Source organism: Hymenobacter glacieicola, from assembly GCF_014640315.1.
In the GTDB taxonomy this organism is placed as follows: Bacteria; Bacteroidota; Bacteroidia; order Cytophagales; family Hymenobacteraceae; genus Hymenobacter; species Hymenobacter glacieicola.
In genome coordinates this window covers 422164-440545 of sequence record NZ_BMGS01000004.1, presented here as the reverse complement: position 1 = coordinate 440545, position 18382 = coordinate 422164, and the positions used below count along the sequence as shown (strand labels likewise).

The following is an 18382-nucleotide window of genomic DNA, read 5'->3' as shown; positions in this document are numbered from 1 at the left end:
TTCCTGCACGGAAGAGGCCTTTTTTGGTTTGGTAAATCAACCTTACTAGGGCCGGCCGCCGCTGGGGCCCTGGGCGGGCGTGGCGCCGGCGCCGTTGCCCCCGTCGCCGCCGTCCTTCAGGTCGTCGTTGCTGATGGAGCGGCGGCGCTTGGGCTGGGCCATGCTCATCTTGCCGATGCGGTAGCTCAGGTTCACGCGGAAGCCGGAACGGCGCAGCACGTTCACGCTGTACTGGTCGAGCACGGGGGTAGTGATAGAGCTGCGGATTTTGTTGGTGGGCGTGAAGAAGTTATCGGCCCCGAAGCCGATGCTGCCTTTCTTATCGGCAAAGTCCTTTTTCACGCCCATGCTGTACACCCCAAAGCCGCCCTGGTAGCCTTGCAGCTGCACCTGCCGGCCCCGGTAAAAGCTGAAGGCCTGCACGCCCCAGCCCTTGGCGAAGGTGTAGCCACCCATCAGGCGGCCACTGGCCACCCAGCCCTGGTTGCTGGCCGCGTACAGTACATCGGCGGTATTGTTGTCGAGGGTGGCGTAATACACATCGAAACCGCCGCCCAGCGTAAGCTTATTCTGGATGTTCACATTGGCATTCACGCTGCCGCCGTAGGCGTTTTCAGTGCCAATGTTGTCGTAGCTGGTTCGGATGCGTGCCTCGTCCTGGGTCCGCACGGGCTGAATGGAACCGTCGGTGTTGCGGGCAAACACGGTGAAGTTCAGCGAGGTTTGCTTGATGAAGGTACTGTAACCCAACTCGAAATTGTTGGTTTTCTCCGGCTCCAGCTCGGGGTTACCCACGGTATAGAGCAGCAAGTTGCCCGACTGCTCATTCGGGTTCAAGAACTGGAGCGAAGGGCGCTGAATGCGGCGGTTGTAGGCGGCCTTGAGCACGTTACCGTTAGCCAGCTTGCGCGAAAGGTTTACGCTGGGCACCAGCACCCCGTACGACGGAATAGCGGGCGCATTCTCGGTGCGGAAGTCGGCCGTGATGGTCGTGTACTCGTAGCGGGCCCCGGCTTTCAAGGTGTAGCTTTTCAGGAAGCTCTGGGTGTAGGACAGGTAGGCCGCCGCTACGTTCTGGTTGTAGTCGAACACGTTAGACAGCGTGGTGCCCGGCAACTGCTGCCCGTTGATGAAGGTAGCGTAGTCGCTGTTTACGCGGCGCATGATGTCCTTGGCCCCAAACTCCAGCAGCTGGGTTTTGCTCAGGGGCGTCTGGTAGTCGGCCTGCAGCGTGATTTCCTCGTTGTAGCTGTCGTTGAGGTTGCGGCGGTAGTCGCCGGCATTGTCCCCGCTCAGGGTGGTGTTGGTGAAGTTGTTGGTGCGGGTGTTGCGGCTGTACTGGGCCAGCAGGCTCAGTTCGCGCTGGGGCGTCTCGAAGGTGCGGGTGTAGTTTAGCGTCGCGTCCAGCGTGTTGGAGTTGTCGAGCACCTTCACGTCGCTGAGGCGGTTGGTAAGCGAGTCGCCCTGCACGGGCCGGAAGAACGTGGTTTGCGAGGCCAGGTCGTCCTGGTAGTTGGTGCCGTTGCGCAGGCCCAGCTGCACCGAGGCCGAGAGGAAGTTGTACTTGTTGATGTCGTAGTCCCAGCCCAAGGAGTAGCGCCCGAACACGTTCTGCTGGCGCGTATCGGCCGACTGCACGGTGCGCGTAAGCAGCTGGCGGTTAGCTATGTCGTTGCCACTGATGGCGTAGGTGGTTTGCTCGTTGCGGAAGCTGCCGGGCGTGTTGTACTGGCCCCGGCCGCCGCCGCCCAGCGAGAAGCCCATTTTGCCAACCCGGTACGTGGCGTTCAGGCCCAGGTCGGAGCTGCGCAGGCCGGCGCTGGTGCGCAAGTCCAGGGTAAAGCCCTGCAGGTTGTTTTGCTTGGTGACGATGTTGATGATACCGCCCGAGCCTTCGGCGTCGTACTTGGCCGAGGGCGAGGTAATGACCTCCACGGTCTTGATCTGGTCGGCCGGAATCTGCTTCAGGGCATCGGCAATGCTGTTGGCCGAGATGGTGCTGGGGCGGTTGTTGATGAGCACCCGGATGTTCTGGGAGCCGCGCAAGCTCACGTTGCCGTCGAGGTCCACGGAAAGGTTGGGCACGCGCTTGAGCACGTCGGTAGCGTCGCCGCCGCGGGTGGTTTCGTCTTTTTCGGCGTTGTACACCGTGCGGTCCACCTTCTCCTCCACCAGGCTGCGCTGGCCTTCCACGCGCACTTCGCCCAGGGCCTGCGCCGTCGACTCCAGGGCCACGCTGCCCAGGGCCACGGTGTTGCCGGCCTCCGTAATTACTACCCCGGTTTTCTCCACCAGCTTGTAACCGATAAAGCTGATTTGCACGGTGTAGGTGCCGGCCGCAATGCGCGGAATAGTGAACTTGCCGTTGTCGTCGGCGGCGGTGCCATCCACGGGTTTGCCGGTGGCTGGGTTCACCAGGGCCACGGTAGCGTAGGGCACGGGCTGCTTAGTGCCCGCATCGGTAACGGTGCCCGTGATGCGGCCAGCGCCGGCCTGAGGTTGCGGCGCGGTCATTGCCGGCGCACCAGCGGGCCGACCAGCCCCGGCGGGCCGCTCGCCGCCCCCGGGCACCTGGGCCAGCACCGTGTGGCCGCTACTCGTTATTACAATAAGAAAGAAAAGCTTTTTCATATGCGTGAGGGGAAAGAGCAACGCCCGGCAGAGGGTAGCAAACAGGTACTACCACTTCCTGGCACAAACCTACCTCACCCAAGAGAGCTGCTGAAATGAACCCGACCAAACGGCCAGTTTCTGCCCCCAAAACCGGATAATGTTCGTGCGAATGCCGAGCAACCGCAGCCACAGACGCAACTTTGCCCGCGTGGTCGCACGTTGCCGGGAATATTTATGTGCCTGCGGTCAGGACACAAACAAAAAAGCCGGTTCTTCGAAGAACCGGCTTCTTTATTTGGTCATCCTGCGCAAGCGAAGATGACGGATAAGTTTCCTACAGTTATCCAGCCCGTTTCTGCTACGCCTTTACGCCCAGCAACATCAGCATGAAGGCAAACTGCCGGGCCGTGTCGTGGATGGATTTGAAGCGGCCGGAGGCCCCGCCGTGGCCGGCGGCCATGTCGGTGTGCAGCAGCAGCAGGTTATTGTCCGTTTTCAGGGTGCGTAGCTTGGCTACCCATTTGGCCGGCTCGAAGTACTGCACCTGCGAGTCGTGCAGGCCGGTAGTCACGAGCATGTTGGGATAGGCCTGGGCCTTCACCTGGTCGTAGGGCGAGTAGCTGAGCATGTAGTTGTAATACTGCTGCTGGTTGGGGTTGCCCCACTCGTCGTACTCGCCGGTGGTCAGCGGAATGCTCTCGTCGAGCATGGTCGTTACCACGTCCACGAAAGGAACGGCCGCCACTACGCCCTTGTAGTACTCGGGGTGCAGGTTGACCACGGCGCCCATGAGCAGGCCGCCCGCCGAGCCGCCCATGGCAAACAGCTTCTGCGGGGAGGTGTACTTCTGGTCAAGCAGAAATTTAGAGCAGTCGGTGAAGTCGGTGAAGGTATTTTTCTTCTTGAGCTTCTTGCCATCCTCGTACCACTGCCGGCCCATTTCCTGCCCGCCCCGAATGTGACAGATGACGTAGGCAAAGCCCCGATCCAGCAAACTCAGGCGCGCCGCACTGAAGGTGGGGTTCATGGAAATGCCGTAGGAGCCGTAGGCGTACTGCAGCACCGGTGCGCTGCCATCCTTTCTAAAGCCCTTCTTGTACACAATGGACAGGGGAATCCGGGTGCCATCGGTGGCCGTGGCGTACTGGCGCTCCGTCACGTAGTCCTGCTTGTTAAAGCCGCCCAGTACGGTCTGCTCCTTGAGCAGCGTGCGCGTGCGCGTGCTCATGTCGTAGTCGAAGGTGGAGCTGGGGGTAGTGAGCGAGGAGTAGCCGTAGCGCAGCACGGGCGTGTCAAACTCGGGGTTGATGCTGATGGCGGCCGTGTAGGCCGGCTCCCCGAAGTTGAGGTAGTGCTCCTGCTTGTCCTGCCACCGAATCACGCGCAGCTGCAGCAGCCCCTCTTTCCGCTCGCCCAGCACCAGGTAGTCCTTGAACAGCTCCATGTTCTCCAGAAACACCTCTTTACGGTGCGGAATAATCTCCTGCCAGGCCGTTTTGGCGGTGTTGGCGACGGGCGTTTTCAGCAGGCGGAAGTTGGGCGCGCCGGCATTGGAGCGCACGTAAAACTCCTGGCCGAGGTGCTCGACCTCGTACAAATGGTCGGCTTCGCGGGGCAGAAAGGTTTTGAAGGCGGCTGCGGGGGTAGCCGCGTCCAGAAAGCGGGTTTCCGAGGACATGGTGCTTTCGGCCTGCAGGAAGATGTACTTGCGTGACTTCGAGCGGCCTACCCCGATGCGGAAGGTGTTGTCTTTTTCCTCGTAAATCAACTGGTCCTGCTTCGGGTCGGTGCCGAGGGTGTGGCGGTAGAGCTGAAAATCGAGCAGGGTGCCGGGGTCTTTGCGGGTGTAGAACACCGTTTGGTTGTCGGCGGCCCACACGGCGTTGCCGCTGGTATTCGGGATTTGCTCGGGGTAGAGCTGGCCGGTTTTCAGGTTGCGAAAGCGCAGGGTGTAGAGGCGGCGGCTCACCACGTCCTCGGAGTAGGCCAGCACCTGATTATCGTCACTAACTTCAAAGTCGCCGATCTGGTAGTAGGCTTTGCCCTTGCCCAGCTCGTTGGCGTTAAGCAGGATTTCCTCGGGCGCGCTTAGGCTGCCTTTCTTGCGGCAGTAAATCGGGTACTCCGCGCCGGCCTCGAAGCGGGTGTAGTAGTAATAGCCGTTGTCGCGGTAGGGCACCGACTCGTCCTGCTCCTTGATGCGGCCCTTGATTTCCTGGAACAGCTTTTCCTCCAGCCCCTTCACGGGGGCCAGCTGCTGCTGGGTGTAGGCATTTTCGGCGTTCAAGTAGCTGATAACTTCCGGGTTTTCGCGCTCATTCAGCCAGTAATAGTTATCGGTGCGGGTGCCGAAGGGTGAGGTGAGTTCTTTGGGCTTAATAGCCGCTACGGGTGGTTTCTGCATGGAAGAAGGCTTAGTTGACTGGGCCTGGGCCACGCCGTTTAGCAGCAGGCCCAGGCCCAATAGCAGGGTAGGTAATGGTTTCATAGCGAAGGAAGTGAGGTGAACTTCTGCGCTAAAGGAAACAGAATTTTCGCTACAAAGTAGCCGCATCCACCCGCCTGTCGTCCTGAGCATTCCGCGCATCAAGCAGCGAGGAAGGACCTTCTCAAGTTAGCGCGGTTTCGTACCAACGATTCGCTCTGGCGTGAGATAAGGACCTACGCTAGGCTCAGGACGACAGGCGGGTGGATGCGGCATCTTTACGCGGAAGGCAGCACAAACAAAAAGGCCGCCACGTTACCGTAGCGGCCTTTTTGGCAGGTTCTTACCTGGCTCTACAACGCGGCCAGGCTTTGTTCCAGGGCGGCAATCTTGGCTTCGGCATCGGCCAGCTTCTGCCGCTCGCGCTCCACCAGGTCGGGTTTGGCATTCTGCACGAATTTCTCGTTGGCGAGCTTTTTCAGCACCGAGTCGCGGAAGCCCTGGGCGTACTCAATTTCCTTGGTCAGGCGCTCCTTTTCGGCCCCAAGGTCAATCTGGCCTTCCAGGGGCACGAAGAACTCCGCCCCACCCGACACGAACCCTACCGCCGCGGCGGGAGCAGCATCAACTACACTGATTTCGGTGAGGGAAGCCAGCTTGCGGATGATGGCGTCGTAGTCCTGGAGTAGGGCTACATCGTCGGTTTTGGCGGCCAGAGTCAGGGGCTTGTTGGGGCCCAAACCCTTCTGGTTGCGGATGTTGCGCACACCGGCCACAATGTCGAGGGCGCGGTCCATGCGGGTTAGCAGCTCGGCGCTGCCGGCCACCGGCTGAGCTTTGGGCCAGGCGGCTACGCACACGTAGTCCTTGGGGCCGCGCGCAGCCAGCTCGTGCCAGATTTCCTCCGTGATGAAGGGCATGAACGGGTGCAGCAGCTTGAGCAGGGTTTCGAGGAAGCCCGTCGTCAGCCGCAGGGTTTCGGGGTCGATGGGCGCCTGGTAGGCGGGCTTGATCATCTCCAGGTACACGGAGCAGAAATCGTCCCACACCAGCTTGTACACGGTCATCAGCGCATCCGACATCCGAAACTTCTCGAAGTGCTCGTCCAGCTCCGTGAGCGTGGTGTGCAGCTTGGCCGAGAACCACTCCACCGCCTTGGCATTCACGAACGGCAGCTCCGCGCCTACCTCCCAGCCCTGAGTTAGGCGGAAGGCGTTCCAGAGCTTGTTGCAGAAGTTGCGGCCCTGCTCCACCAGCTTCTCATCGTAGAGCAAGTCGTTGCCGGCCGGGGCCGAGAACAGCATGCCCGTCCGGACGCCATCGGCCCCAAACTGCTTGATCAGGTCCAGCGGGTCGGGCGAGTTGCCGAGCTGCTTGCTCATCTTGCGGCCCTGGGCGTCGCGCACAATGCCCGTGAGGTACACGTTGCGGAACGGAATTTCCCGGCGGTACTCCAGGCCAGCCATAATCATGCGGGCCACCCAGAAGAACAGAATGTCGGGGCCCGTTACCAGGTCGTTGGTGGGGTAGAAATAGTTAACGTCGGCGTTGTCGGGGTCCTTGAAGCCGTCGAACACCGAAATGGGCCACAGCCACGAGGAAAACCAGGTATCCAGCACGTCCTCATCCTGGCGCAGGTCAGTTAGCTGCAGCTCGTCGTTGCCGCTTTGCACCCGAGCCAGCCGGAGGGCCTCCTCGGGATTGAGGGCCACCACGAAGGTGCCATCGGGCAGGTAGTAGGCCGGAATCTGCTGGCCCCACCACAGCTGCCGCGAAATGCACCAGTCGCGCACGTTTTCCATCCACACCCGGTAGGTGTTCTTGAACTTGGCCGGGTGCAGCTTCACAGTATCGTTTTCTACTACCTCCAGGGCGGGCTTGGCCAGGTGCTCCATTTTCAGGAACCACTGCATGCTCAGGCGGGGCTCAATGACGGCCTTGGTCCGCTCCGAGGTCTGGACGATGCTGGCGTACTCCTCCACCTTCATCAGGTGGCCGGCTTCCTCCAGGTCCTTAACAATGTTGCGGCGGGCGGCAAAGCGGTCCTGTCCCACGTACAGCACGGCCTTGTCGTTGAGGGTGCCGTCGTTGTGGAGAATGTCGATGACGGGCAGGTTGTGCTTGACGCCCAGCTCGTAGTCGTTCAAATCGTGGGCCGGCGTCACTTTCAGCGCGCCCGTCCCGAAGTCGATGCTCACGTACTCGTCCAGAATCACCGGAATCTCGCGACCCAGCAGCGGAATGCGCACCTTAGCGCCGTGCAAATGGGTATAGCGCGGGTCGTTCGGGTTTACGGCCACGGCCACGTCGGCCATGATGGTTTCGGGCCGGGAGGTAGCCACCGTCAAGTAATGAGGTGAAGAGGTGATGGAGTGAGGCGGTTGCTCTGCCCCATTCACCCCCTCACCTTTCACCTCATCACCTTTCACCACCTCGTAACGCAGGTGGTACATCTTGGCCATCACGTCCTTGGGAATTACCTCTTCGTCGCTGAGCGCCGTTTGGCCCAGGGGGTCCCAGTTTACCATGCGTACCCCGCGGTAAATCAGGCCTTTCTGAAACAAGTCCACGAACACGCGCAGGACGGCATCGGTCAGTTCCGGCTCCATGGTGAAGCGCGTCCGGTCCCAGTCGCAGGAAGCGCCCAGCTGCTTAAGCTGCTCCAGAATAATGCCGCCGTACTTCTCCTTCCAGGCAAAAGCGTGCTCCAGGAACTGCTCCCGGGTCAGATCCTTCTTTTCGATGCCCTGCTCCTTGAGTAACGCTACTACCTTGGCTTCGGTGGCAATACTGGCGTGGTCGGTGCCGGGCACCCAGCAGGCTTCCTTGCCCTGCATGCGGGCCCGGCGCACCAGCACATCCTGAATGGTATTGTTGAGCATGTGGCCCATGTGCAGCACGCCCGTTACGTTGGGCGGCGGAATAACCACTGAGTAGGGCTGTTTGCGGGGGTTGGCTTTGGCTTTAAAGAAGCCCTGCTCCTGCCAGCGCTGGTACCATTTGGCTTCAACGTCGGCGGGAGTATAGGTTTTGGCGATGGACATCGTCGAAGGGAATCAGGTCAGAATACGGGCAAAAGTAGACATTTCGGGCGGGGCCGGGAAATATGGTTCCGCCCGAAATGTCAGCGTCGCCAAGCGCCCGTTCTACTTCCCCGTTCGAAATCTTACCGAATACGGCTTGAGCGGGTAGCCGTCCTCGGACTGGAAGCCGCCGTCCGTGACCACAAATTCGTAGTCGTGTTCCGGCAGCAGATCTACTTTAAATGTGATGGACCGTTTGTCGGTCGCGAAACCAACTTTTTTTAAGTTAGGCCAAGTAGTCTTGCCGCCTGCCCCGTAATCAATGCTCGTATAGGGACTCATTGGCTGCGAGAATTCAATAATCAACTCCTTGAGGGAAGCATCTACTGCCTGGCTGCTGACTAAAGGTCGAATCTGGGTCACATAGGGCCGCTTTCTCTCGTAGGCTACTCTTAAGGCTGCAACTGAACTACCGCTGAAATACCGAGACTTCGTCAGAAAAGCTTCTACCGCCAGGTTACTGGTATAGTCCAGTTCAATCATTTCCCGGATAGCCTGCTGCTTGTTGGTGGCCCGCTGATAATAAGCTTTGCAAATGGCATAGCCCATGTAGTAGCCCAAGTCGCCTATATGGTTCGGGTCTTCGGAGCTATTGTTGTAAAACCAGTTCCGAAAACTCGGAACAAACATTTCCGTCTTGAACCGTTCTTTCAATGCAGCTTCATGCTGCGGGCCATAGCTCGTGTAGGCATAGGGCATAGTTTTGCCGGTTACCAGCTGCGTAATTAAGTCGCAGATTCCTTCGTATATGGCTTGCCCTAGCACATTCTGCCCGTAGTGACGAATCTGAGTGTGCACGTATTCGTGCACATTAAGCGGGATGATGTGTTTAATTGGGTCCGTTCGGTAGTTGTTTGCCAAAAAGATTTGGGTAGCCTTCGAGAATTCGGAAATATCCACGGCTGGGGTTCCGGTTGACACCTCGGCGCCAATCAGTACCAGGCTATCCTGAGTGGTACCGCCAGAGCGCAGGGCCCCGATGGTGAAATAGATGGTAGCTGGGCGCAGAGCCGGATACAACGCTTTAAATTTCAGCAGGTAATCTTCCAAACCCTCGACACCGGATTTGGCTAGTAGCGTGCGCGGCCGAATGGAGTTCCAGAACCGCGGATACCGCCGCACCGCACTCACCCACTCCCCGGGCGTGTAATCCTTGGCTTCCATCAGGGCCCGCAAGCCTGGGGTACCGGGCTCAATGTATATCCGGTTGAGGTAACTGAGTTGACGCAGGCTGTCGGTGGTAGTACGCATGCTATCATAGGCCACCCAGAACCGGTCGATATCCGAGGTAAAAACGCGTTGCTTTGTTTGCTGGCCCAGAACCTGGTGCCCTGCTAGCAACCCTAAGAAGCAGAAGGTAAGTAGGTGTTTTAGCATAATAATTCAAGTGAATAGTGGAAGTAAAGTAGCAGGAAAAGCATAGGCGGCTAAAGTGACTGCAGCTCTATGCTCTTCGTTGTCTTGGTACTGCTGGAGCGCTGCTTTATAAGCTACGCCTACCTCGCAATCAACAAAATGGCTCGCGCCCAGCGCGCTCCGGGTAGCAGAGCTTTTGGACACGAGCCATTTGCCGGCTATTACTGTAAACTAGCGGGACGTTTCTTCCGAAAAGCCTAGGCTTCCTGGTGCAGCCACTGCTTTTTGCTCAGCAGCTTCTCCTGCGTTTCGCGGTAGTCGGGGTCGTCTACGCAGCAGTCCACGGGGCACACGGCGGCGCACTGGGGCTCCTCGTGGAAGCCCACGCATTCGGTGCATTTATCGGACACGATGTAGTAGTACTCGTCAGAAATCGGGGTTTGGGGCGACACGCCCGAAACGGTAGCGCCCCCGTCTACTTGCACTTCTTTCAAGCTGGTGCCATCGGCCCAGCGCCACTGGGCGCCGCCTTCGTAAATGGCAGTATTGGGGCATTCCGGTTCGCAGGCACCACAGTTGATGCACTCGTCGGTTATCATGATGGCCATAGCCTCGGGTATCTTAAAAAGGTAGGAAAAGGGATGCTTTGCTAGTACGCAACCTGCCCCGGGCAGGATGCCGACGGGCAAAATTAGGAATTAGCCGTACTCAACAAGAATTTTGCCTCCTGAATTCCGAATGTCCGCCAGGAATCCAAACGTAGCTTGCGGGGGTTTACCTAGCTACTCACCGGAGGCACTACCTGCTCCTGCCTTTTTCTTCGCCTCGTTTTCCGTTTTACATATGACGCACGCCGACCGCCTGGCTGCATTTGTGGCCCTGGGCCAGCGCCTTACTGCACTCACTACCCCCGCCCACGCCGATGAGCTGGCCAGCCTGGCTGCCCGGGCTCGTAATCAAAACAATTGGTTTGATCTGCCCAATGTTGCTTCCGCTATCCGGGGCATTGGGCATCTGCTCGAGGAGGAGCCCTTGCGGCAGTGGGCGGGCCGCTACCGCCCGGAGCCCACTACCCCGCGCAAGATTGGGGTAGTCATGGCCGGCAACATTCCGCTCGTTGGCTTTCATGATGCCTTGTGCGTGCTGCTTTCGGGCCACCTTCTGCTGGCCAAGCTCAGCTCCGATGATACGGCACTGATGACGTGGATTCTGGAGGAGCTCACCCAACTGGAACCCCGCTTCGCGGAGCACATTCAGCTGGTACCGCGCCTGAACGCGGCCGATGCCTTTATTGCCACCGGCTCCGACAACACGGCCCGCTACTTTGAGTACTACTTCGGCAAGAAGCCCAACATCATCCGCCGCAACCGCACCAGCCTGGCCGTACTGACGGGCCGCGAAACCGACCACGACCTGGGCCTGCTGGGCGAGGACATTTTCCGCTACTACGGCCTGGGCTGCCGCAATGTGAGCAAGCTCTACGTGCCGGAAAAGTACGATTTCACGCCTCTGCTCGACTCCTTGCAGCCCTGGCACCGCGTGCTGGAGCACAACCGCTACCAGAACAACTACGACTATAACAAGAGCATCCTGCTGGTGAACCGCGTGCCCCACCTCGACTCCGGTTTTCTGCTGCTTACCCAAAGCACGCAGCTGGTGTCGCCCATTTCGGTGCTGCACTATGAAACGTACAGCAACGAGGTAGACCTGGTGGTACGCCTGGCCGACGTAGCGCCTCAAACCCAGTGCATTGTCTCCTCGGGCGGGCTGTTTGCGGGCAGCTTCCCGTTCGGGCGGGCCCAGGAGCCGGGGGTAGCCGATTACGCCGATGGCGTAGATACCATGGCCTTTTTGGCGGAATTGGCGTAAAAAAGCAGAACAGGACGGAAGGCAACTACCTGCCTGGCGCCCTTCAGGCGTTCCTCACGCCCGATTCGGCACTTTCCTTGCCTTCCCCTGTACTTCTTAAACGCTCTATTCCTGCATTGCCATGATTCCCGAACTAAAGACCACCGACCCAACTATAGAAACCGTTGAAAAAGAGGCCATTCCCGGCCTGCGCTTTGCCGCCGAGGATGCGCTGACGGATAAGGCCGCCATTCAGCGCCGCCGCCACGATGCCGAGCGCGCCGCCACCCTGGGCAATGCCTACCACGGCAAACTCGACATCTATTTCCAAACCGCCGATGGCAGCGTAAAACGAGTGTACACCACCGTGTGGGCCACCCACGAGGAGTACCTCACGCTTAAATCAGGCATCTCACTACCCCTGCACTCGGTGCTCAGCTTCGACTTCTACTAATCACGGATTGAGACGGATTTTTCGGATTACACGGATTTTTTCAGGTAGTCCACCTCCACAAGAATGTTCGTTGCACGAAATAAAAAGCCCGCTTGACAAGACGTCAAGCGGGCTTTTTTGGCGGTAGCAGGAAGCTACTGGGGCAGGTCACGGCCTCCTAACGTCAGTGTTTTGCAGAACTGCCAGAACGCCTAGTGAGTGCGCAAACCAGCCAGACAACGAATCCGTGTAATCCAAAAAATCCATCTAAATCCGTGATTTAGAGGCGTTCCAGGGTGGTGGCAATCAGTTGGTTGATGACCTCTTCGGAGTTGGTGGCGAATTCACCGGTAGCGCGGTTGGCTACAATGGCGTTCAAGGATACTACCTCGTGGCCCAGCATGCGGCCCAGGGAGTAGTAGCCGGCCGTCTCCATCTCGAAGTTGGTGAGGCGGAACTCGCCCTCGGCGCTGTGGTGGCGGAACTGCTGGAATTGCTGAATCAGAGTGGGCAGGCGCAGGTCGAGGCGCAGCACCCGGCCCTGGGGACCGTAGAAGCCGGGGCAGGTGAGCGTATTGCCGGTAATCATGCCCGCGCCTAGCTGCTCGCGCAGCAAATCAGAGCCACGGACGCAATACGGGCGGTAGTCAAGCTGCAGGCTTTGCTGTATGCCGCGCGCTACCTCTACTTCCAGACCAGTTTCTACCAGCGGATAGAACTGCATCAAGGAATCCAACCCCACGGCGTGCTCTGATACCAGCAGGGAGCCCACGGGAATATCGGCCTGCAGGGAACCGCTGGTACCTATCCGCACAATGCGCAGGTTGATGCGCTCCTCCAACGGGCGTGGCTCGCGGGTCACGAAGTCAATGTTCACCAGCGCGTCCAGCTCATTCATCAGGATGTCGATGTTGTCGGTGCCCATGCCCGTGCTGATGACGGTGAGGCGCTTGCCGCGGTAGTAACCCACGTGGGTTACAAACTCACGCTTCTGAATTATCGTCTCAATAGAGTCGAAGTGCTGGCTGACGGTGGGTACACGCTCCGGGTCGCCAACCGTGATGATGGTTTCAGAAAGGTGGTCGGGTAGCAGGTTCAGGTGATAGATGCTGCCATCCTTGTTGAGGATCAGCTCCGATTCGGCGATGGGCATAACGGGGGGATTTTTAGAAAAGGAAGGTGCAATGGTACGGCAAAAACCGCAGTTTGGGTTCGCTCCGTAATAATAACACGCGCGCAAAAAGCACGTCAACCTGAACGCAGCGAAGGACTTTGTCAGGCGAGAGCAACCATCGTCTTACCGATTCGTTCTCGCCTGATAAAGTCCTTCGCTGCGTTCAGGGTAACAGCTGAAAATAGCCATTTTCCCTACCGCGCCGGGGCGCGGTAGGAAAGCAGACCCTGCTCGGGGTTGTAGTTGTTGCTGTTTTTGGGGTAGGCGCCGGTGCCGTCGTAGGGACGCTTGTCGGGGTGCTCCTGGCAGGCTGGGGAGCATGCGCCGTCAAGTTGCTGCCCGCAGGCTTCGCAGAGCGGAATATGGGCGTTGCAGTGCGGGTTAGCGCAGTTTACCATCCGGTCGGAGGGGGTATGGCAGTGGTGGCACTGGCTGATGACGCTGGGGTTGACGCTGTTCACATCCACGGCTACGCGTCCATCGAACACGTAGCACTTGCCCTCGAAATCTTCGCCGCCGGCTTCCAGGCCGTACTTAATGATGCCGCCGTGGAGCTGGTACACGTTCTCGAAACCCTGTTCCAGCAGGAAAGCCGAGGCCTTTTCGCACTTGATGCCGCCGGTGCAGTAGGTCAGCACTTTCTTGCCCTTGAACTGCTCTAGCTCCTGCACCTTCTCCGGAAACTCGCGGAAGTTCTCAATGTCGAGGGTAATGGCATTCTTGAAGCGGCCCAGGTTGTGCTCGTAGTCGGAGCGCACGTCGAGCACCACGACGTCTTCCTGGTCTTTCAGGTCGCGGAATTCCGTGGGCGAGAGGTGAATGCCCGTGCGCTCGTAGGGCTTGATGTGCGGAAGGCCAACGTGCACGATTTCGGGCTTCACGCGCACGTGCAGCTTCTGGAAGGTATGGGCCGGGGCTTCTTCAACCTTAAACTCCAGGGTAGCAAAACGCGGGTCGGCCTTTACCAGGCGCATGTACTGCTCACAATCGGCGCGGCGGCCCGACACGGTACCGTTCAGCCCTTCGGAGGCCACAATAATGCGCCCGAGCAGGTTCAGGCTCAGGCACAGGCGGTGGTGTTCCTCCCGAAACTGCTCCGGATTCTCGATAGGCGTGTAGCAGTAGTACAGCAGAACGAGGTAGTCCATTTTCAAGTAAAAATTAAGAATCAGGAATTAAGAATTGACTATCAGGAATCAGGAGTATTCGCCCAGCAGTGGCACTACCCAATTCTTAATTGTTCATTCTTAATTCTTAATTAGCTGAGCTGGGTTGCCGAACACCGTCTGGCCGGCGGGTACATCAGCCACCACTACGGAGCCGGCGCCCACGCGGGCTTTGGCCCCGATTTTCACGCCGGCTACAACCACGGCCCCCGCCCCGATAAATGCCAGCTCGCCCACTTTCACGTCGGCATTGAGAATGGCCCCGGCCCCGAGCTGGGCGTAGTCGCCGAGTTCGGCTTTCACGTCCACAATGGCGTTGGCGCCCAGAATGCAGCCGTCACCAATCTTGGCCGTGCCCGCTACCACGGCATTGGCTCCCACCAAATTGCCGTGCCCCAGCCACGCGTGCGGCGACACGCTGGCGCGCTGGTGAATGGCATTGACGGGCGCTACTTCGTATTCCTGGCGCAACATGCCCGTAAGACTGCGGCGGCTGGCCGTATCCTCGGTAGCCACGAAAACTTCGCACTTTTTGCCCAGTAGTTTCAGCAGCTCCTTGTCGTCGGTGTTGCCCATTACCGGCACGTCGTTCAGTTCAGTATTCTGCAGGGCGGCGTCATCATCGAGCAGGCAATACACAACGACGTCATTGCTTTGAAAGGCGTCGAGGGCGGCCGTGCCGACGGCTTGCGCACCCAAAATGATTACGGGATTTTCCATGGATCAGCGGATCAGAAACGACCGTATGGCGGCCGGAAAGTTTATTTTCGGAGGGCAAAGATACGACTTCTTAGGCCCTTGCCCACAGCCGGACTACTGGGGTGGCGCAGCCTCCCCGAGTAACCAACAAAAGTGCCGGCTACAACCTGAAGTAGCGAAGCACGCGAGTGGCCCAGGCGTTTTGCAGCCCCAACACCAGCAGAAACGGCAGAAACGTCACGCGGTAGCGGTTCAGGGTACCCAGGTTGGGCGTAGTCAGGCCGAGCAGCACCGCTACCAGGCAGCAGTACAGTAGCAAGGCCGCCGCCACGGCAAATGGCAAGTAGCCGGGCTGCCGGCGCGCCACCGCGCCTAAAGCCAGCACGAGGGCCAGCAGCAGCACCAGATTTTCCGCCCCCGCAATGGTGTAGAGGATGCTGCGACCTTCCCAGGGCCAGGGCCGCACGAGCGTATTAACGAGGGCTTGCGGGGCATGTCGAACTACGCTTTCGGTTGTGGGGCGAAGGTCAGGGTAGGTCAGGTGCGGGCGGTTGCCGGAGGAGGCCAGCAGCTGGGTATAGTTGCGCTGCAGCTGAGAAGTGAATTTATTGGCCCGAAAGACGGGGCTTACCTCACTGGCCGCCCAGGCCCCCGCCCCCAGCAGCCCTACCATCAGGCCCAGCTGCACCAGGCGGCTGCGGCCCACTCCTAGCTGCTGCACCAGCCGCACGAGTCCCAGTCCGGCCAAAGTCCCGAACAGTACTACCGCAAAGAAGTACCGCATCTTAAAATGCAGCCAGACCGCCAGCAGCAGGCCACCTATCAAGGGCCACCGGAGGGGCATTTCACCATACAAGAGGCGCACGACCAGGGCTACCACCAGCGCGCCGCTGCTTACCAGCAGGCTTTCCTTGGTGAGGCCGGCGGTCCAGTACACCACCGTGGGCCAGAGCAGGAAGCCGACCACGGCGGCCCCGGCGTTGGCGGCCGGAAAGCGCCGATGAAGCTGGCGCACCAGCTCCCAGCTACCCATAAAGCTGCTCAGGGACAAGTAGCTGGCGTTGAGCAGCGGGTTGCCCAGGCTGGCCAGATTTGCTACGGATAATACCTTGGTAATGAACAGCGTATTCGAAAACCCGTGGAATACCAAGTGCCAGGGTCCCAAGTGAAACTCATCGGTAGTCAGCATGTGCAGCCACTGGCCCGGGCTCCGCCAGAGCAGCTCCGTCATCCGTTCGGCCCAGACCAGAAAGAAGCGGGCGTCCTCGCTCAGCAGCACCACTGATATACCGGTAGCAACCAGCTTCAGGCCCAGCGTAGGCAGCACCCAGCGCCCCAGCCCGGGGAGTTGCCGTACGCGCGGCAGCCAGCGCAGAAAGGCCAGCAGCAGCAACGCATTGAGCAAGAAGGCAACCAGCAGCTTGAGCAGCACCAGCACGAAGGGTTAAAAGCAAACGGGTAAGCCGCTAACAGCAGTGCTAGCGCCGCCGCAAGATACTAGCCCCAATGGCACACTCCACGCAGCGGCGCGGGGCGCAGTAGCCCCGGTGCAAGGCCAGCAACCCCTGAGAATCAGCGGCCGTAGCATTGCGGAAGGTAGCGGCCGCGTAGGCGTCGGTCAGATGGTTGTGCTCGGCGGGCAGCTCTTCCAACAACGACACGGCTGCTTCAACCAGTTCCGGGTTGCCCACGTACTGGGCAAATGCGACCCGCAGGGGCACTACCAAGTTCGTGATTAACAAATGAATGCTGCTGCGCCCCAGCGCGGCTACCTTACCGGGGCGCCCGGGCCGCGAATGGTTTTGCCAGTACTCGGGCAGTGGGGTTGTAAAAAAATCTTCTAATGCCCGCACGCTCCGGGCCGTTTGCAGGGCGTCAAATACGGTAGGACGGGCATGCAGCAGGCTCACGAGCTGGGCCAGGCGCACGGTAGGAAAGTTAGCGGGGCGCAAGCGCAGGAAATTCCAGTCGTGGGAAGCCAGGGCGGTGCCGCTCAGGTTGTACTTGTGGCGCAGAAACGCAAACTCCTGCTGCAGCTCCCGGGCATACGCATCGCCTTGCATTTCCTCCTCCAGAAACCCGGCCTGCCCGAACACCAGCGCCGCCAGTTGCCGCGCATCGTGGCGGTGGCGGCGAATCACGGCCAGGGGCAGAGCTTTAGCCAGGCGGGCCATGGGCTCCGTGTTTTTCTGGAAGCCAAAGGCCGCGGCTAGCCCATGCCAGACAGTAGCTTCCCAATCTTGCCCCTGCTGCTGAAAGACACTCAGCAAAGCTTCCGCCTTTTGTTCTATCCGCTCCAGCAGGGTGCGGCTGGTCATCATGGTGCGGGTCAGCTCCATTACCTGTGGCAGCAAAGGGGCGCAGGGCAGCACCACCTCGTGGGGCTGGTCGCGCAGCCGTTCGTAAGCCGCCAGCAGGCCAGGCTCCAGGCGCGGGGCCAGCGCCAGGGCCGGCACCACGGAGCCGTTGGTTCGCTCCACCGGCGCGTCGGCCGCGTACACGACGTGCAACACTACCTGATCATACTTCTGGTCCGTTTGGTGCTGGTGGCGGTGCCAGTCGGAAGCCCGGATGTGAATTTCAACCGCCCCGTTCCACTCTACCTCTCCGAGCTGCACGCGGGCATTCAAAAAATCAGGGCCGGCATCGGAGTTGCGCTGCCCAGGCCGGAGCACAGTTACGGGCTGCCCGTCTTCCGTTCGTAAGTCTGTTTTGCTAAAGTATTGATGTTGCCACACGTAGTGGAGAAAGTCTTCCTGCATAGCAGTTCTACCAGAGTATATAGAAAATATTACTAAAGCAGGGAAGATAGGCAAAGCGGGACGCGCATGAGAGCCAAAACATAAAAATAAACCGACCCGCCTCTGCAGAGCGCAGAAGCGGGCCGGTTGTACAATTGGGCTGGCGTTAGCGTAGGTCAATCACCTTCACGCCTTTGTACTTGGCTTTGTCGAAGTTGAAGGTGGTAGCATCTACCGGTACGTTGGGCTGGAACTTGCTGATTTTGTAGGTGTAGCGGTTGCCGTTCTTCTTGAACATCTGCCAGCTTTTCACGGCCTTATCCGTCTTACCTACTTTCAGGCGCACCTTGTACACGGGGTTGTTCCGGTCCTCGGGCGAGAGTTCGATAACATCAACCAGCTCGCCACCTTCCTTGGCTTCCTGCACGTAGGCGTACTTGTAGCCTTTTTTGTAGAGGGTGTAGATCTGGGAGGGCGAGATTTCCTGGTCTTCGGGCTCGTAGTCCGAGATGTTCACCTCGTTTTCAGCCTTCATGTAGGTCCACATGGTCTGGCCGTTGTTGATGACCTCCTGGCCGCTCATTTTCAGCCGAAACTTCTGACCGCTCACGGTGATGTCGCCGCTTAGGTTTTCCTTTACCTTGGCCGCGTCGTTTTCGAGGGTTTGGGTAAACGTCGCCTTGAAGGCCTTCATGGCCTGGTACTTGGCGCTCATCTGATCCAGGATCTTACCCGCTTTGGGGTCCTGCTGCGCCGTGGCGACAGAAGTCAGCGACACGGACAGGGCGAGCAGGGCGAGATATTTTTTCATTGCAAAAGAGAGGTGGTGGTGGAGAGCGTACTG

13 protein-coding genes are annotated in these 18382 nt (G+C 59.2%); 2 read left to right on the top strand and 11 right to left on the bottom strand.

Features of this window, described 5'->3' with window-relative positions; genetic code table 11:
* Positions 1–45: 45 nt before the first annotated feature.
* From IEW18_RS09815 to IEW18_RS09795, 5 genes are all read right to left on the bottom strand, one after another.
* Positions 46–2631 carry a TonB-dependent receptor gene (locus tag IEW18_RS09815; protein WP_188557660.1) on the bottom strand — a complete coding sequence of 862 codons (2586 nt, stop codon included), beginning with the start codon at positions 2629–2631 and terminating at the stop codon, positions 46–48.
* A gap of 340 nt (positions 2632–2971) precedes the next feature.
* Positions 2972–5101: a S9 family peptidase gene (locus tag IEW18_RS09810; protein ID WP_188557659.1), complete on the bottom strand. Its 2130-nt coding sequence runs from the start codon at positions 5099–5101 to the stop codon at positions 2972–2974.
* Between the two features lie 290 nt (positions 5102–5391).
* Positions 5392–8082, bottom strand: a complete 2691-nt coding sequence (locus IEW18_RS09805) for a valine--tRNA ligase (RefSeq protein ID WP_188557658.1) — start codon at positions 8080–8082, stop codon at positions 5392–5394.
* A gap of 102 nt (positions 8083–8184) precedes the next feature.
* Positions 8185–9498 (bottom strand): DUF2268 domain-containing putative Zn-dependent protease, encoded by a 1314-nt coding sequence (locus tag IEW18_RS09800; RefSeq protein ID WP_188557657.1) that lies wholly within the window; start codon positions 9496–9498, stop codon positions 8185–8187.
* 236 nt (positions 9499–9734) lie between these two features.
* Positions 9735–10085 carry a 4Fe-4S dicluster domain-containing protein gene (locus tag IEW18_RS09795; protein ID WP_188557656.1) on the bottom strand — a complete coding sequence of 117 codons (351 nt, stop codon included), beginning with the start codon at positions 10083–10085 and terminating at the stop codon, positions 9735–9737.
* Between the two features lie 235 nt (positions 10086–10320).
* On the opposite strand from IEW18_RS09795, the gene IEW18_RS09790 reads away from it, so the two are divergent.
* Together IEW18_RS09790 and IEW18_RS09785 are read left to right on the top strand one after the other, a co-directional pair.
* Positions 10321–11346: an acyl-CoA reductase gene (locus IEW18_RS09790; RefSeq protein ID WP_188557655.1), complete on the top strand. Its 1026-nt coding sequence runs from the start codon at positions 10321–10323 to the stop codon at positions 11344–11346.
* Positions 11347–11467: 121 nt separating this feature from the next.
* The gene (locus IEW18_RS09785; RefSeq protein ID WP_188557654.1) at positions 11468–11779 is read left to right on the top strand and encodes a hypothetical protein; all 312 of its coding nucleotides are present in this window, start codon (positions 11468–11470) and stop codon (positions 11777–11779) included.
* A gap of 259 nt (positions 11780–12038) precedes the next feature.
* Here the strand turns inward: IEW18_RS09785 and IEW18_RS09780 are convergent, their stop codons facing one another.
* From IEW18_RS09780 to lolA1, 6 genes are all read right to left on the bottom strand, one after another.
* The gene (locus IEW18_RS09780; RefSeq protein WP_188557653.1) at positions 12039–12911 is read right to left on the bottom strand and encodes a nucleoside phosphorylase; all 873 of its coding nucleotides are present in this window, start codon (positions 12909–12911) and stop codon (positions 12039–12041) included.
* Positions 12912–13126: 215 nt separating this feature from the next.
* Positions 13127–14080 carry an oxygen-dependent tRNA uridine(34) hydroxylase TrhO gene (gene trhO / locus IEW18_RS09775; protein ID WP_188557652.1) on the bottom strand — a complete coding sequence of 318 codons (954 nt, stop codon included), beginning with the start codon at positions 14078–14080 and terminating at the stop codon, positions 13127–13129.
* A 99-nt stretch (positions 14081–14179) separates the two neighbouring features.
* Positions 14180–14818 (bottom strand): NeuD/PglB/VioB family sugar acetyltransferase, encoded by a 639-nt coding sequence (locus IEW18_RS09770; protein ID WP_188557651.1) that lies wholly within the window; start codon positions 14816–14818, stop codon positions 14180–14182.
* Positions 14819–14957: 139 nt separating this feature from the next.
* A complete protein-coding gene (locus tag IEW18_RS09765) occupies positions 14958–16229 on the bottom strand; it encodes a hypothetical protein (RefSeq protein WP_188557650.1) in 1272 nt (423 codons plus the stop codon).
* A 46-nt stretch (positions 16230–16275) separates the two neighbouring features.
* Positions 16276–17559 (bottom strand): DUF2851 family protein, encoded by a 1284-nt coding sequence (locus tag IEW18_RS09760; protein ID WP_188557649.1) that lies wholly within the window; start codon positions 17557–17559, stop codon positions 16276–16278.
* A gap of 145 nt (positions 17560–17704) precedes the next feature.
* Positions 17705–18349 (bottom strand): outer membrane lipoprotein periplasmic chaperone LolA1, encoded by a 645-nt coding sequence (lolA1, locus tag IEW18_RS09755; RefSeq protein WP_188557648.1) that lies wholly within the window; start codon positions 18347–18349, stop codon positions 17705–17707.
* Between the last annotated feature and the right edge of the window lie 33 nt (positions 18350–18382).

Bases quoted from the DNA above. Each gene is read 5' to 3' on its own strand.
- IEW18_RS09815 (WP_188557660.1), bottom strand. From the start codon at position 2,631: ATGAAAAAGCTTTTCTTTCTTATTGTAATAACGAGTAGCGGCCACACG.
- IEW18_RS09810 (WP_188557659.1), bottom strand. From the start codon at position 5,101: ATGAAACCATTACCTACCCTGCTATTGGGCCTGGGCCTGCTGCTAAAC.
- IEW18_RS09805 (WP_188557658.1), bottom strand. From the start codon at position 8,082: ATGTCCATCGCCAAAACCTATACTCCCGCCGACGTTGAAGCCAAATGG.
- IEW18_RS09800 (WP_188557657.1), bottom strand. From the start codon at position 9,498: ATGCTAAAACACCTACTTACCTTCTGCTTCTTAGGGTTGCTAGCAGGG.
- IEW18_RS09795 (WP_188557656.1), bottom strand. From the start codon at position 10,085: ATGGCCATCATGATAACCGACGAGTGCATCAACTGTGGTGCCTGCGAA.
- IEW18_RS09790 (WP_188557655.1), top strand. From the start codon at position 10,321: ATGACGCACGCCGACCGCCTGGCTGCATTTGTGGCCCTGGGCCAGCGC.
- IEW18_RS09785 (WP_188557654.1), top strand. From the start codon at position 11,468: ATGATTCCCGAACTAAAGACCACCGACCCAACTATAGAAACCGTTGAA.
- IEW18_RS09780 (WP_188557653.1), bottom strand. From the start codon at position 12,911: ATGCCCATCGCCGAATCGGAGCTGATCCTCAACAAGGATGGCAGCATC.
- trhO (WP_188557652.1), bottom strand. From the start codon at position 14,080: ATGGACTACCTCGTTCTGCTGTACTACTGCTACACGCCTATCGAGAAT.
- IEW18_RS09770 (WP_188557651.1), bottom strand. From the start codon at position 14,818: ATGGAAAATCCCGTAATCATTTTGGGTGCGCAAGCCGTCGGCACGGCC.
- IEW18_RS09760 (WP_188557649.1), bottom strand. From the start codon at position 17,559: ATGCAGGAAGACTTTCTCCACTACGTGTGGCAACATCAATACTTTAGC.
- lolA1 (WP_188557648.1), bottom strand. From the start codon at position 18,349: ATGAAAAAATATCTCGCCCTGCTCGCCCTGTCCGTGTCGCTGACTTCT.